Origin of the sequence: Streptomyces sp. NPDC001717, from assembly GCF_042892775.1 — a bacterium.
Classification (GTDB): Bacteria; Actinomycetota; Actinomycetes; order Streptomycetales; family Streptomycetaceae; genus Streptomyces.
The window spans coordinates 101,675-116,272 of sequence record NZ_JBIAUK010000009.1 but is presented as its reverse complement, the minus strand read 5'-3'; the positions used below and the strand labels follow the sequence as shown (position 1 = coordinate 116,272).

At 74.1% G+C, this 14,598-nt stretch carries 13 protein-coding genes; 4 read left to right on the top strand and 9 right to left on the bottom strand.

Going from position 1 to position 14,598, the window contains the following annotated elements:
• The 3 genes from nirD to ACFYZL_RS17795 are packed head-to-tail and all read right to left on the bottom strand — an operon-like array spanning position 1 to position 4,236.
• The gene (nirD, locus tag ACFYZL_RS17805) at positions 1-333 is read right to left on the bottom strand and encodes a nitrite reductase small subunit NirD (protein WP_384754321.1); all 333 of its coding nucleotides are present in this window, start codon (positions 331-333) and stop codon (positions 1-3) included.
• Complete coding sequence (gene nirB / locus ACFYZL_RS17800) at positions 330-2,858, bottom strand: nitrite reductase large subunit NirB (RefSeq protein WP_384754323.1); 2,529 nt, start codon at positions 2,856-2,858, stop codon at positions 330-332. The genes nirD and nirB overlap by 4 nt, the downstream gene beginning before the upstream one ends.
• A 1-nt stretch (position 2,859) precedes the next feature.
• Positions 2,860-4,236, bottom strand: coding sequence for an NAD(P)/FAD-dependent oxidoreductase (locus tag ACFYZL_RS17795; protein ID WP_388679872.1), 1,377 nt, complete (start codon positions 4,234-4,236; stop codon positions 2,860-2,862).
• Positions 4,237-4,393: 157 nt separating this feature from the next.
• On the opposite strand from ACFYZL_RS17795, the gene ACFYZL_RS17790 reads away from it, so the two are divergent.
• The 3 genes from ACFYZL_RS17790 to ACFYZL_RS17780 are packed head-to-tail and all read left to right on the top strand — an operon-like array spanning position 4,394 to position 6,815.
• Positions 4,394-5,689 carry a ferric reductase-like transmembrane domain-containing protein gene (locus tag ACFYZL_RS17790; RefSeq protein ID WP_384759070.1) on the top strand — a complete coding sequence of 432 codons (1,296 nt, stop codon included), beginning with the start codon at positions 4,394-4,396 and terminating at the stop codon, positions 5,687-5,689.
• A 31-nt stretch (positions 5,690-5,720) separates the two neighbouring features.
• Entirely contained in the window at positions 5,721-6,002 is a 282-nt protein-coding gene (locus tag ACFYZL_RS17785) for a hypothetical protein (protein ID WP_388679869.1), read from the top strand.
• 36 nt (positions 6,003-6,038) lie between these two features.
• A complete protein-coding gene (locus ACFYZL_RS17780; protein WP_384759064.1) occupies positions 6,039-6,815 on the top strand; it encodes a sulfite exporter TauE/SafE family protein in 777 nt (258 codons plus the stop codon).
• A 78-nt stretch (positions 6,816-6,893) separates the two neighbouring features.
• Here ACFYZL_RS17780 and ACFYZL_RS17775 read toward each other — a convergent pair whose 3' ends face one another.
• The 4 genes from ACFYZL_RS17775 to ACFYZL_RS17760 form a co-directional block, all read right to left on the bottom strand.
• Complete coding sequence (locus tag ACFYZL_RS17775; RefSeq protein ID WP_388679866.1) at positions 6,894-7,625, bottom strand: class F sortase; 732 nt, start codon at positions 7,623-7,625, stop codon at positions 6,894-6,896.
• A gap of 127 nt (positions 7,626-7,752) precedes the next feature.
• Entirely contained in the window at positions 7,753-8,295 is a 543-nt protein-coding gene (locus ACFYZL_RS17770; RefSeq protein ID WP_385127717.1) for a hypothetical protein, read from the bottom strand.
• Between the two features lie 188 nt (positions 8,296-8,483).
• Positions 8,484-9,758 carry an ATP-binding protein gene (locus tag ACFYZL_RS17765; protein ID WP_388679863.1) on the bottom strand — a complete coding sequence of 425 codons (1,275 nt, stop codon included), beginning with the start codon at positions 9,756-9,758 and terminating at the stop codon, positions 8,484-8,486.
• A complete protein-coding gene (locus tag ACFYZL_RS17760) occupies positions 9,755-10,426 on the bottom strand; it encodes a hypothetical protein (protein ID WP_388679860.1) in 672 nt (223 codons plus the stop codon). The genes ACFYZL_RS17765 and ACFYZL_RS17760 overlap by 4 nt, the downstream gene beginning before the upstream one ends.
• Before the next feature lie 135 nt (positions 10,427-10,561).
• Here ACFYZL_RS17760 and ACFYZL_RS17755 point away from each other — a divergent pair, with 135 nt between their 5' ends.
• Positions 10,562-10,978, top strand: coding sequence for a gamma-glutamylcyclotransferase family protein (locus ACFYZL_RS17755; protein WP_384759106.1), 417 nt, complete (start codon positions 10,562-10,564; stop codon positions 10,976-10,978).
• 380 nt (positions 10,979-11,358) lie between these two features.
• Here the strand turns inward: ACFYZL_RS17755 and dnaG are convergent, their stop codons facing one another.
• Positions 11,359-13,260, bottom strand: a complete 1,902-nt coding sequence (dnaG, locus tag ACFYZL_RS17750; protein WP_388679857.1) for a DNA primase — start codon at positions 13,258-13,260, stop codon at positions 11,359-11,361.
• A gap of 34 nt (positions 13,261-13,294) precedes the next feature.
• Entirely contained in the window at positions 13,295-14,569 is a 1,275-nt protein-coding gene (locus ACFYZL_RS17745) for an NAD(P)/FAD-dependent oxidoreductase (RefSeq protein WP_384746271.1), read from the bottom strand.
• Between the last annotated feature and the right edge of the window lie 29 nt (positions 14,570-14,598).

Below are 14,598 nucleotides of genomic sequence, written 5' to 3'. Positions count from 1 at the left end.
CTACGAGGTCGCGGCGGTCCGCACCGGATAGGTCCGGACCGCCACCTCCTCGTCGTCCAGGCAGCGCCCCGACTCCAGGTCGAAGCGCTGCTTGAGCAGCGGCGAGGCCACGAAGGGCCGGCCCTCCGCGGCTCCCAGCAGGCCCCGCGAGAGCACCTGAGCCCCGGTGAAGGGGTCCTGGTTGGCGATGGCGTACGTGCGCCCCGAGCGGTCGACGAACACGGCGGCCTGGCTCCCGTCGGGCAGCAGCGCCGCCACCCCGCGTCCGGGCGTGAGCGAGGACAGCTCGCACACGGTCAACCAGCCCTCCTCCACCTGCAGTTCCACGGTCATCGGACTCCTCCGATCGTCAGGACGGCCAGGTCGGGCTTGACCTGGTCGCGCTCGGGCACGAACCGCACCGTCGGGTCCGGGGCGCCGGGCGCGTTGACGAAGGACACGAACCGGCGTAGCCGCTCCGGGTCCTGGAGCGTCTCGGCCCACTCGTCCCGGTAGTGGGCGACGTGGTCGGCCATCAAGGCCTCCAACTCGTCGCACAGCCCCAGCGAGTCGTGCACGATCACGTCCCGCAGGTGCCCCAGGCCCCCCTCCAGCCGCTCCAGCCAGGTGGAGGTCCGCTCCAGCCGGTCCGCGGTGCGGATGTAGAACATCAGGAACCGGTCGATGAGCCGGACCAGTTCGGCGTCCGACAGGTCCTGGGCGAGGAGATCGGCGTGGCGCGGGGTGGCCCCGCCGTTGCCGCCGACGTACAGGTTCCATCCGGCGGCCGTCGCGATGACCCCGAAGTCCTTGCTCTGCGCCTCCGCGCACTCGCGGGCGCAGCCGGAGACCGCCGACTTCAGCTTGTGCGGCGCGCGCAGCCCCCGGTAGCGCAGCTCCAGGTCGATGGCCATGCGCACGCTGTCCTGGACCCCGTAGCGGCACCAGGTCTGCCCGACGCAGGACTTCACCGTGCGCAGGGCCTTCCCGTACGCGTGCCCGGACTCGAAACCGGCGTCGACGAGCCGGGCCCAGATCCGGGGGAGCTGGTCGACGCTCGCGCCGAAGAGGTCGATCCGCTGACCGCCGGTGATCTTCGTGTAGAGGCCGAAGTCGCGGGCCACCTCGCCGATCACGATCAGCTTGTCGGGGGTGATCTCGCCGCCCGGGATGCGCGGGACGACCGAGTAGGAGCCGTTGCGCTGCATGTTCGCGAGGAAGTGGTCGTTGGTGTCCTGGAGCGCGGCCTGCTCCCCGTCGAGGACGTAGCCGCTCGCGCCGAGGGTGGGGGCGAGCGAGGCGATGATCGAGCCGACGGCCGGCTTGCAGACCTCGCAGCCCTCGCCGCCGCGCGCCTCGGAGCGGCCGTGCCCGTCCAGGATCTCCCGGTACGAGGTCAGGCGGCGGGTGCGGACGATCTCGTAGAGCTCGGCACGGGTGAAGGGGAAGCAGCCGCAGAGTCCTTTGTCGGCGGCGGCCGGCAGCAGCTGCCCGATCACCTTGACGCAGCTGCCGCAGCCGGTGCCCGCCTTGGTGCACTTCTTGACCTCGGGGAGGGTGGCGCAGGCGGTGATGGCCTTCTTGGTGACGTTGTGGCAGGAGCAGATCACCGCGTGGTCGGGGAGCGAGGACGGACCGAGCGCGACGGGCGCGCCGACCCCGGCGGGCAGCACCAGCTGCTCCGGGGCGACGGGCGGCACGCTCCCGGTGAGCGGGCGCAGCAGCCCGTACGCGTCCGCGTCGCCGACCAGGACCCCGCCGAGCAGGACCCCGTCGGGGGAGACGACGAGCTTCTTGTAGACGCCGGAGCGGGAGTCGGACCAGACGACGTCGAGGCTGTCGGGGGCGCTGCCGTGGGCGTCTCCGAAGGAGGCCACGTCCACGCCGAGCAGCTTGAGCTTGGTGGAGAGGTCGGCCCCCGTGAACTCCTTGTCGCGGCCCAGCAGGTCGTCGGCGGCGGTCTCGGCCATCTCGTAGCCGGGGGCGACCAGGCCGTAGACGCGGCCGTCGACGGCGAGGGCGCACTCGCCGATGGCGTAGACGTACGGGTCGGAGGTGCGGCAGCGGGCGTCGACCGAGATGCCGCCGCGCTCGCCGACGTCCAGGCCCGAGTCGCGGGCCAGCCGGTCGCGGGGGCGGACGCCGGCGGAGAAGACGACGAGTTCGGTGTCGACGGTGGAGCCGTCGGACAGCCGCATCCCGCTGACGCGGCCGTCGTCGCCGGTCAGCACCTCCTGGGTGCCGACGCCGGTGTGGACGGTGAGGCCCATGCCCTCGATGGTGCGCAGCAGGGCCGCGCCGCCGCCCTCGTCGACCTGTACGGGCATCAGGCGCGGGGCGAACTCGACGACTCGGGTGGCGAGTCCGAGCCCCTGGAGGGCGCCGGCGGCCTCCAGCCCGAGCAGACCGCCGCCGACGACCGCGCCGGCGGTCTTGTCCTTCGCGTACTCCTCGATGGCGAGGAGGTCCTCGATGGTGCGGTAGACGAAGCAGCCGGGCGCGTCCTTGCCGGGGACGGGCGGCACGAAGGGGTAGCTGCCGGTGGCCAGGACCAGGACGTCGTACGGGAACACCTCGCCGGAGCGGGAGGTGACGGTGCGGGCGGCCCGGTCGATGTGTTCGGCGGGGTCGTCGAGGTGCAGGGCGATGCCGTGCTCCGCCATGAAGCCGCGGGGCGTCAGGGACAGGTCCTCGGGGGTGCTGCCGGAGAAGTACGAGGTCAGGTGCACGCGGTCGTAGGCGGGCCGGGGCTCCTCGCAGAGCACGGTGATCCGGTGGGTGGCGCTGACCCCGCGCTCGACGAGCGCTTCGAGGTAGCGCTGGCCGACCATGCCGTGCCCGATGAGCACGATCGAGGGCAAGGGCTCGGTCACGGTCATGTCAGTGGCCTCCGTCGTCGGTGAGCAGGTGGAACAGGTCGTGCGGTGTTTCGTCGCCCTCCCACGTGCGGGCGAGGGCCCCCACGGTCGAGAGCTCCCCGAGCAGCACCCCGCCGACGAGGCGGTCGCCGCGGACGACGACCTTGCGGTAGGTCCGGCGGGTGGCGTCGGCGAGGCGGACCACGTCGTCGCCGGGGAGCGGGGTGGTCTCGCCGAAGGCGGCGAGGTCGAGGGAGCCTTGTGCGCCCGGCAGGGTGAGGCGGGTGAGGGCGCGGGTGCCGGTGTAGGGGGTGGGGCGGCCGGAGAGGGTGGCGGCCAGGGCGTCGGCCTGCTCCAGGGCGGGACCGGCCAGGCCGTACACCTGGCCGGCGTGCTCGGCGCAGTCGCCGACGGCGTGGATGCGGGGGTCGTCCGTGCGGAGGTGGTCGTCGACCACGATGCCGGTGCGGATCTGCAGCCCGGCGGCCCGAGCCAGGCCCGTGCGGGGGCGGACGCCGCAGGCGAGCACGACGACGTCGGCCGCCAGGCGGTACCCGTCGGCGAGCTCCACCCCGGTGACGCGGCGGTTGCCGTGCGGCGCCGTTGCGGGGGCGCTGCCCCCGGAATCCCGCGCCTCAAACGCCGGCGAGGCCGGGGATTCGCTCGGCGGGTCCGGACGGTTGACCGGCGACATCAGCCCAAATCCCGCCTCGCCGGCGTTTGAGGCGCGGGGTCCGGGGCGGAGCCCCGGGAGCGGGCCGCTGGTCAGGCCGCGCACCCGGCACTCCAAGTGGATCTCCACGCCGAGGGCGGTCAGGTGGGTGGCCAGCAAGGCAGAGGCATCGGCGTCCAGCTGGCGTTCCATCAGCCGTTCGCCCTGCTGCGCCAGAACGACCTGCGCGCCCCGCGCGGCCAGCGCACGGGCCGCCGAGACGCCCAGCAGGCCCCCGCCGATCACCACCGCCCTGACCCCGGGGCCCACGGCCGCCGAGAGGGCCAGGCAGTCGTCCATCGTGCGGAAGGCGTGGACCCCGTCCGGGAGTTCCCTGCCCCCCGGCTCGAACAGGCCCCGCAGCGGCGGGAGCACCGCGTTGGAGCCCGTCGCCAGTACCAGCGCGTCGTACGGCAGCGCCGCGCCGTCGTCGCAGTGGACCGTACGGTCGGCGCGGTCCACGCGGACCGCCCGCACCCCGCGCCGCAGCGCCGGTCCGACCGCCGGGAGGGCGGCCACCTCCGGCGCGTAGCGGCCCGCCAGGACCTCGGCGAGCAGCACCCGGTTGTACGGCACGTGACTCTCCTCGCCGAGGACCGTCACCGCCGCCGCGCCGCTGAGCCGCGCGGCGAGTCGCAGGCCCGCGAGGCCGCCGCCGATCACCACCACACGCTGCTCCGCTGTCATGGGACGAGCCTGCGGGGCCGCTGTTTCCCCTCCGCATCGCTCCTGTTACCCGGACGGAACGCCGGCCTCAGCGCCGGGATTAAGGGTCGGTGAGGCCTCCCTCAACGCCGTCTTAAGGATCAACCGCGCCGCCTCCGGGGCCCTTAGCGTGCTGTGCATGCGAGATGCGGCGGTGCGGGTCAGGGGCGGGATCGCGGCCGGAGCGGGGGTGGTGGCCCTGCTCTGGGCGGCGCAGGTGCGGCCCTCGGCCCGCCCCGACGCGCTGTTCGCGACCGCCGCGCACCTGACGGGGCTGCTCGCCGGGTACGGGGTGCTCGTGCTCCTGTTCCTGATGGCGCGGGTGCCCGCGGTCGAGCACGGGGTCGGCGGTGACCGGCTCGCGCGCTGGCACGCCTTCGGCGGCCGGCACGTACTGCTGCTCTGCTTCGGGCACGGGCTGTTCGCCCTGCTCGGATACGCCGTGCACGAGGAAGTCGACGTGGTCTCCGCCGTCCGGGAACTGCTCGGCTACCGCGCGCTCGCCGCCGCCGCGGCCGGGACCGTCCTCCTGGCCGCGGTCGGCGTGACCTCCGCCAGGGCGGTACGCCGCCGGGTCTCGCACGAAACCTGGCGCGGGGTCCACCTGTTCGTGTACCTCGCCGCCGCGCTCGCCTTCGTGCACCAGCTCGCCGGGCCCGACCTCGCCCCGGTCGCCTGGTTCTGGGCGCTCGCCCACACCACGGTCGCGGTGCTGCTGGTCTGGTACCGCGCGGTGGTCCCCGTACGGCAGGCCCTGCGGCACGGGCTGCGGGTCGCCGAGGTACGGGCGGAGGGCCCCGGGGTGGTCTCCGTCGTGATCCGCGGGGAGCACCTGGCCGAACTGCGCGCGGAGCCGGGGCAGTTCCTGCGCTGGCGGTTCCTGGAGCGGCGGCTGTGGCACACGGCCCTGCCGTTCTCGCTGTCCGCGCCGGTGTACGGGGACGCGCTGCGGATCACCGTCAAGGGGCTCGGCGGGCACTCCCGGCGGATCCGCCGGCTGCGCCCGGGCACGCGGGTCCTGGCGACCGGTCCGTTCGGCGCGCTCACCGCGGCCCGGCGGACCAGGCCCAAGGTGCTGCTCATCGCGGGCGGGGTCGGCATCACCCCGATGCGGGCGCTGTTCGAGACCCTGCCCGGCGGGCCCGGGGACATCACCCTGCTCTACCGGGCCGGGGCCGAGGAACACCTCGTACTGCGCGGCGAACTGGAGGCCATCGCGGCCGAGCGGCAGGCGGGCCTGCACTACCTGCTCGGGCCGTCGGGCGCGGCCTACGATCCGCTGGCCCCGCAGGCGCTGACCGAGCTCGTGCCGGACCTGACCGAGCACGACGTGTACCTGTGCGGGCCGCCGGGGATGGCCGAGGCGACCCGGGGCGCGCTGCTGCGGGCCGGGGTGCCGGCCGGACGCGTCCATTCCGAGTGCTTCAGCTTCTGAGCCCCTTCCGATCCGAGAGGTGTGCCGTTCCATGCGCCATCCGCTCCACGTCGCCGTGCCCGTGCCGGTGGCCGCGCCCGTGGCCGTTTCCGTGTCCGTCGAGGCGGCGCCGGGTGCCCGGCACCGCAAGCCGCGGCGGTCGGTCGTACCGGTTTCCGCGGGGCCCGGGCAGTGCCTGGCGGTCGGGTTGGGGTTGGCCGGCGTACTGGCCGCGACCGTGCTGACGGCCGTGCTCGACCCGGCGGCGCCGGTGGCCCCGGACCGGGCCACGGACCGGCGAAGCTCAACCTTTGCGCAACTTTCCGGAGATTGATGGTCACTGCACCCGACAGGTCCATAGGGTCGGGTCGTGCCTGACATATCAACGACCATGATCATCGTGCTGTGCGTGGCCGCCGCGGCGGCCGGCTGGATCGACGCGGTGGTGGGCGGCGGCGGCCTGCTGCTCCTGCCCGCCCTCCTCCTCGGCCTGCCGAACGCCCACCCCGCCACCGTCCTCGGCACCAACAAGGCGGTGGCCATCGTCGGCACCGCGGGCGCCGCGATCACCTATGCGCGCAAGGCCCCGGTGAACGTGAAGCTCGCCGTCCGGATCGGCCTGGCCGCGCTCGCCGGTTCCATGGGCGGCGCCGCGCTCGCCGGCGGGATCAGCAAGGACGCGCTCCGGCCGCTGATCATGGTGGTGCTGGTGGTCGTCGCCGGCTTCGTGATCTTCCGGCCCGGCTTCGGCGCCGCCCCGTCCACCTCGCCCGTCAGCCGCCGGCGGGTCCTGCTGGCCATCGGCCTGGCCGGCCTGGGCATCGGTTTCTACGACGGCCTCATCGGCCCGGGCACGGGCACCTTCCTGGTGCTCGCGCTGACCGCGCTGCTCCATCTCGACCTGGTCACCGCCTCCGCGACCGCCAAGATCGTCAACTGCTGCACCAACGCGGGGGCGCTCGCGATGTTCGCCTACCAGGGGATGGTGCTCTGGCAGCTCGCCGCGCTGATGGCCGTGTTCAACCTGGCCGGAGGCATGATCGGCGCGCGCATGGCGCTCAAGAAGGGCAGCGGCTTCGTCCGCGCGGTACTGCTGACCGTGGTCAGCGCGCTCGTGGTGAAGCTCGGCCTTGAGCAGTGGGGCTAGGGCCTGTCGTCAAACTCCCGTCTGCCCTCCGGGCGACGACAGGAGTTTGACGACAGGCCCTAGGGAGTCGACCCCCGGTCAGTACGTCCCGGTGAGGTGGGCGAAGACGACCACGTTGCCGCGGTAGCCGGTGCGCGGGGAGAAGCCGCCCCCGCAGGTGATCACCCGGAGCTCGGCGCGCCGCGAAGCCCCGTACACGCGTTGGTCGGGGAAGGCGCCGGCGTCGTAGACCTCGACCGCGTGGACCGTGAACACGGCGGTACGACCGTCCGCGCGCCGGACCTCGATCGAAGCCCCCCGGTGCAGCGCGCCGAGGTCGTAGAAGACGGCCGGTCCGACCGCGTTGTCCACGTGACCGGCGATGACGGCGGTGCCCGTCGCGCCTGGAGTGGTGCCGTCGCGGTACCAGCCGGCCAGGTCGCGCCGGGCCGGTGGCGGCACCTCCAGGCTGCCGCCCGGCTCCAGGCCGAGCCCGGTCAGCGGCGCGTCGACCCGGATCGAGGGGATCCGGATCCGGGTGGGCGGGGAGCCGGGGAGCGGGGCGATGCCGGGCCCGGTGGTTCCGGCCGAGCTCAGGGCGTCGGCGGGAGAGGGCAGCGGCGGCCCGATCGGCTCGCGGGAACCGCTGGAGACGAGCCAGATCCCGATGCAGGCGGCGAGCGCGACGATTCCCCCGTGACGCGGGGCGGGGGAGGGGAGGGCCCGCTTCGGCGGGCGCGCACCCGATCCGTGGCGGCTGCCGGCGGCGGGGCGGGGCTGCCGGTGGCGGGCCCGGCCGCCACCGGAACCGCCACCGAAATCGCCACCCATGAGAACCCCCTCGGCGTCCGTGGCGGGGTCAATGGCCGTCGCCCGCCCGCGAACGGGGGGACCTCGCGGAGCGGGCGACGGGGGACGGTACCGGTCGGACCGCGGCCGGAGCCGCGGTGGGCGTCCGTCAGCTCCGCGTGCCGCTCGCCCGGCGACGCAGGAGCCAGGTACCGCCGACGGCGGTCGCGGCCAGCACGGCCGCTCCCGCCGCGATCTTGGCGGGGTCGGTGGTGGTGGTCGTGCCACCGCCCACCCCGGTGTGGACGTGGCCCTGGGGGCCGCGTTCCGTGACGGCCAGGTCGCCGGTCGCGAACTTGCCGTCCGCGCAGGTCACGCCGATGCCGTAGCTGCCGGGCCGGATGCCGCGGGCGACCTGGAACTGCCCCACGACCACCTCCTTGTGGGTGGTGGGGACCAACTTGAACCGGCCGCCGCCCACCGTGGTCGCATCCCCCTCGGCGTGGCTGCCGGGGCCGCACGCGGTGGTGTTCACCGTGACGGTGGCCCCGGGGGCGGCCGACTTGGGCCACACCTCCAGCGGCGCGAAGTCCCCGGGCGCGAAGGCCACCATGCCGATGTCCGCGGCCGCGAACGCACCCGCCACCGGGACGGTGAACGCGGCGGCGGTCAGCGCGGTCGCGGTCAGCGCGTGTGCGGTACGTCGGCGCATGAGGCTCTCCTGGAGACACGGGGTCGTGTCTCCAGAGGTAACCCCGCCCTCCCGACGGGCGCCTGCTGATGTCTCGTCAGATAGTGCCCGGCGCGCCCCACCGCCCCACGTTTGCGCACGTCAGCAGGGCAGTGAGGCCATTCGTGCCACCCCACCCCGTCCGGGTGATCGGCCGCCCCACGAGCGGGTCAGGCCGGTGGCAGCACCACCGCCGCCCGGGCCCCCGAAGGCTGCGCGTTCGACAGGATCACCCGGGCGCCGATCACCTGCGCCTGCCCGAGCGCGATGGTCAGTCCCAACCCCGTGCCCTGGCCCCGCTCGGTCGTGCCCGTCAGGAACCGCTGCGGGCCCTCGCGCAGCACCCGCTCCGGGAAACCTGGCCCTCGGTCCCGGACCGTCACCGTGGTCCCCGACACCGTCACCGTGACCGGGCCCCCGCCGTGCCGCCTGGCATTGGCCAGCAGGTTCGTCAGGATCCGCTCCAGGCGCCGCACGTCGGTGCGCACGTACACCTCCTCCTGCGCGCCCACGACCCGCGCGGGCACTCCCGAGCGCCGCGTCACCGACTCCACCAGCGGACCCAGCCGGTGCGCCTCCAACTGCGCCTCCTCCCGTTTCGCGTCGAGCCGGGCCACCTCCAGCAGGTCCTCCGTCAGGCTCCTGAGCGCCGCGACCCGGTCCCGGACCAGCTCCGTCGGCCGCCCCTGCGGCAGCAGCTCGGCCGCCGTGTGCAGGCCCGTCAGCGGGGTCCGCAGCTCGTGCGCCACGTCCGCGGTGAACCGCTGCTCGGCCTCCAGCCGCTGCTGGAGACTGGCCGCCATCGTGTCGACCGCCGAGGACAGTTCGGCGACCTCGTCGCGGCTGCCCGGAAGCCCCTTGGGCCCGATCCGCGCGTCCAGTTCGCCCTCGCTGATCCGCCGGGCCGTCTCCGCCGCCGTGCGCAGCTCCCGGCTCAACCGGCTGGCGAGCAGCGCCCCACCGGTCGCCGCGAGCGCCACGACCAGCACCCCGTACGCCACCAGCTGCCGGTCCAGGTCGGCGAGCTCGGCCCGGTCCTCCGCCAGCGACAGCCGTACGGAGAGCACGTGGTCCCCGCCGACCGGCCGCGCCGCCCACACCGCGGGGTCCGCTCCGGACAGGTCGAGGTAGGTGCTGCGCTGCCCGTCGAGCGCCGCGGTCCGCAGCGGACGCGGGAGGTCCGGGGAATCGATCCGGCCGTCGCTGTCGCCGCCCTTGTCGAAATCGAGCCGCCCGGTGAGCTCGTACAGCTTCCGTACGCTGATCAGCTGGGCGGTGGCGCTCGCGCGCGCGGCCTCGCCGATCTGACGGGTGCGCGCCTCGTGGATGAGCAGCCCGATGCCGACCGCGACGAGCGAGCAGCCGACGGCCAGCAGCACGGAGATCTTCCAGCGCAGGCCGAGCGCCCGCACCAGCCGCCGGCCGCGGATCAGGACGGCCCTCACCGGGCGTCCTGCGCGGAGCGGCCGGGGGAGGGGGAACAGCCGGAGTCGGGCTTGCGGAAGGTCCGTTCGTCGTTGACCACCGTCATCCGGTCGCCGTCCCAGTGGTACCGGACGGCCTGCTCCGAGCCGTCGTCGGCGGCGGTGCGGACGAGCAGGTCGGAGCCGATCGACTCGGCCGTCAGCTGCCGGCCGATCGTGAACAGGGTCGAGACGATCTTCCCGTCGGAGATCGCGTACACGCTCAGCGCCGAGCGGCCCGTCGGCATGTCGGCGGCGACGACCAGATTCGGCTGCCCGTCGCCCGTCAGGTCCGTGTACACGGGCGGCCGGACACCGGCCCGGCCGGGCCCGCGGAGCTCCTCCGCCGTGCCGAGGTACGGGCGCATCCGGGGATCCGCCGCGGCGACCTGCTTCGGGTCCACCCCGAGGAGTCCGCGCGCCCCCGGCGCCGGAGCGCTCTTGAGCGGCACCGGCGCGGGCTCCCGCCGGCCCACGGTGGCGCCGGGTGCCTCGGTCCAGGCCGGCCAGAGCGGCTCGGGGCGCGGCTGCATGGAAACGGGTGGCGCGGGCGATGCCGAGCCGAGGCCTCCGGGGGCCGCGCAGCCGGTGGCGACGGCCGCGCAGAGGCCCAGCAGGGCGGCGGAGAGACGGCGGGAGGAAGGTGTCATGGCGGGCCGACGCTAGACGGCCGGGGTCACGGGCACCGGGAGGTTGTGTAACAGCGCTGCGTACGGTGGAGTGACGCGGAAAAGTCGGGACTTTCGGCCCGGCCCGAAGGCACCGCCGCACCCGGAGGAGACCCCGTGACATCGCTCCCGTTCTTCGTCTACGGGACCCTGCGGCCGGGGCAGGTCAACCACGACCTGTTCCTCCGCGGACGCACCGCCTCGGAGGAACCGGCGAGCCTCCCGGACACGGCGCTCTACGACGGCCCCGGGTATCCGTACGCGGTCCGGCGGCGCGGCTCGGCCGTCGTCGGGGAGCTGATCACCGCGGCGCCGGAGGCCTATGGGGAACTTCTGGCCGCGCTGGACCACCTGGAGGAGTACCGGGGCCCGGGGCTCCCGGGGAACGTGTACGACCGCATCGCCTGCGAGGTCGTGCGGGCCGATGGCTCCGCGGTCCGGGCCTGGGTCTACGTGGCGGCCCCGCCGGTGGCCTGCCGGCTGGCGGAGTCGGGCAGGGAGATACGGGGCGGGGACTGGCTCCACCGTCGGTAGCCTCCGGCGGGGTGTACACGGGTGCGCGGAGGACCGCCCCTGACACCTCCGCGCCGTCGGGGTCGGGTGTGCGGTGGGGCGCCCCCGCAGGGCGTCGAACGAAACCCGCTCGTGTTGCCGGTGCGGCATTGGGTTCGACGCCCGAGGAGGTGCCCCGGCGCGCGCCCGGCCCCGACGGCCCTTCGCGTGCGGGCCGCCCCGGGGTGTGCCGCTGCGCGGGGCTGGTCCCCTACCCGCCCTTCCACCGTTCCCCGGGCTCTGCCCGGACCCGCGCCTCAAACGCCGGCGAGGCTGAAATGCCCCAACGCCGGCGGGGCTGAGATGCCCGAAACGCCGGCGAGGCTCAGTGGCCGGGCGGGCCGGTGTGGTGGTGCGGGCTGTTACAGCCCTTCCGCTCCGCGGTTGCGGAGGCGTTGGCCGTATTGCTGGAGGATCCACAGTTCCTCCTGGACCGCCGCCAGTTGCTCCGGCGGCGCCTGCGGGCCCAGGCGGGACAGGGTGCCCTGGATCTCGTGCACCCGCCGGTCCACCGCGCGCAGTCGTACCTGGACCAGCTGGACGCCCGCGTACATCTCGTCCACCGTCTTCGCGTGGATCGCCTCCACCGCCAGCTCGGTGACCAGCGCCCGCACGGTGTCGTTCGGTGCGGCCTCGCGGACCCGGGCCAGGTAGTCGTCGGCGCCGAGCGAGGCGCCGCCCGCGTCCTGGATGGCCTGGCGCACCGACGCGTACGGCGGCGCGGTGAACTCGTCGATCCCGTAGGCGTCGAAGGCCGGCGAGACCAGGGCCGGGCGCTGCAGGGCCAGCTTCAGCAGCTCGCGCTCGGTGCGGTGGGCCGGGCTGCGCAGGTTGAGCGCCGGGCCGGAGGGCGACGCGGCCGCGGGCTCGGGGGCGGGGTCGAACGAGCGGCGGCCGCCGCGGCCCTGCTGCGGCTGGTTCCCGCGCTCCCGCGCCCACCGCGCCAGCTGCGCCACCCGCTTGACCACGAACTGCTCGTCGCGGATGCCCAGCATGCCCGCGAGCTGGACCGCCGATTCGTGCTGGATGGCGATGTTCTTGATGTTGGCGACGACCGGGGCGGCCTCGTCCAGTGCCGCCGCCCGCCCGGCCGGGTTCTCCAGGTTGTGCCGGGAGACGATGTGCCGCAGCGCGAACTCGAACAGCGGCGTGCGGGCCTCCACCAGGCCCGCCACGGCCGCGTCGCCCTGGGCGAGGCGCAGGTCGCAGGGGTCCATGCCGCCGGGGGCGATGGTGATCGAGGTCTCGGCGGCGAACTTCTGGTCGTCCTCGAAGGCCCGCAGGGCGGCCTTCTGGCCCGCCGCGTCGCCGTCGAAGGTGAAGATCACCTCGGCGGTGGCGTTGTCCATCAGGAGTCGACGCAGGATCTTGATGTGGTCCCCGCCGAAGGCGGTGCCACAGGTGGCGATCGCGGTGGTGACCCCGGCCAGGTGGCAGGCCATCACGTCCGTGTAGCCCTCGACGACCACCGCCCGCGAGGTCTTCGCGATCTCCTTCTTGGCGAGGTCGATGCCGTAGAGGACCTGCGACTTCTTGTAGATCGAGGTCTCGGGGGTGTTCAGGTACTTCGGGCCGTTGTCGTCCTCGCGCAGCTTGCGCGCGCCGAAGCCGACCACCTCGCCGCTGATGTCCCGGATCGGCCACATCAGCCGGCCGCGGAAGCGGTCGATCGGCTTGCCGCTGCGGCTGTCCTGGGCGAGCCCGGACGTGATCAGTTCCTTGTCGGTGAAGCCCTTGCCGCGCAGGAAGCGGGTCAGGTGGTCCCAGCCGGCCGGGCTGTAGCCCACGCTGAAGTGCGCGGCCGCGGCCTGGTCGAAGCCGCGCTCCGCCAGGAACTTGCGGCCGATCTCCGCCTCGGGACCGCCCAGCTGGTCCACGTAGAACTGCGCGGCGGCCTTGTGGGCCTCGACGAGCCGGATGCGCTCGCCGCGGCCACTGGTGCCGGCGGTGTAGCCGCCCTCCTCGTACCGCAGGGTGATGCCCGCCTGGCCGGCGAGCCGCTCGACCGCCTCCGAGAAGGAGAGGTGGTCGATCTTCATGACGAAGTCGAGGGTGTCCCCGCCGGCCTGGCAGCCGAAGCAGTGGTAGAGGCCCTTGCTGGGGCTGACCTGGAAGGACGGGGACTTCTCGTCGTGGAAGGGGCACAGGCCCTTGAGGTTGCCGCCGCCCGCGTTGCGCAGCTGCAGGTAGTCGGAGACCACGGCGTCGATCGGGACCGCGTCCCGTACCGCCTTCACGTCGTCGTCATTGATCCGTCCTGCCACCCGTGAAGTCTACGGCCGGGCGCCGGCAAACCCGTCAGGCCCCCTCGGCCGGGACCAGCGACTCCAGCGGAACGGACGGGTCCGCCAGCGCCTCGCGGTCCACCGGGGCCTTTGCCCTGATCAGGGCCTGGATGTGCTCCGTGACGTCCCACACGTTCACGTTCATCCCGGCCAGCACCCGGCCCTCGGAGAGCCAGAACGCGATGAACTCCCGCTTGCCCGCGTCCCCGCGCACCAGCACCTGGTCGTAGCTGCCGGCCGGGGCGTGTCCCGAGTACTCCAGGCCCACGTCGTACTGGTCGGAGAAGAAGTACGGCACGCGGTCGTACGCGACCTCCTGGCCCAGCATCGCCCGTGCGGCCGCCGGGCCGCCGTTGAGGGCGTTGGCCCAGTGCTCCACCCGCAGCCGGGTCCCGAGCACCGGGTGGTGGGCGGCCGCCACGTCGCCGACCGCGAACACGTCCGGGTCCGAGGTGCGCAGCGAGGCGTCCACGGCGATGCCGCCGCCGTGCTCCCGGTCGACCAGGGCCAGCCCGGAGGTCTCGGCGAGCGCGGTGCGCGGCGCCGCCCCGATCGCGGCGAGGACCGCGTGCGCCGGGTGCTCCTCCCCGTCGTCCGTACGGGCCGCCAGCACCATGCCGTCCTGGCCGACGATCTCCGTCAGCTTGGCCCCGAAGTGGAAGCGCACCCCGTGCTCGGCGTGCAGGTCCTCGAAGAACCGGCCGATCTCCGGGCCGAGGACCGCGTGCAGCGGGGTGGCCAGCGGCTCGACCACGGTGACCTCGGCGCCGTAGGAGCGGGCCGCGGCGGCCACCTCCAGGCCGATCCAGCCGGCGCCCGCGATCAGCAGGTGGCCGTTGTCCCGGCCGAGCGAGGTGAGCGCCTTGCGCAGCAGGTCGGCGTGGGTAAGCCGGCGCAGGTGGTGGACCCCGGCCAGTCCGGTGCCCGGGATGTCCAGGCGGCGGGGCTCGGAGCCGGTGGCCAGCAGCAGCTTGTCGTAGTGCAGCAGGGTGCCGTCGCCCAGACGCACGGTCTTCGCATCGCGGTCCAGGTGCACCGCGGGCTGGCCCAGGTGCAGCTCGACGTCGGCGCTCGCGTACCAGGACTGCTCGTGGACGAAGACGCTGTCGCGTTCCTCCTTGCCGAGCAGGTAGCCCTTGGACAGCGGGGGCCGCTCGTAGGGGCGGTCGCGCTCGTCGCCGATCAGGATCACCCGGCCGGTGAACCCCTCCGACCTCAGCGTTTCGGCGGCCTTAGCCCCGGCCAGCCCCGCGCCGACGATGATGAACGTCTGGTGTGCGTCGACCACCTGATGCCTCCTCATAACCTCTCCGCCAC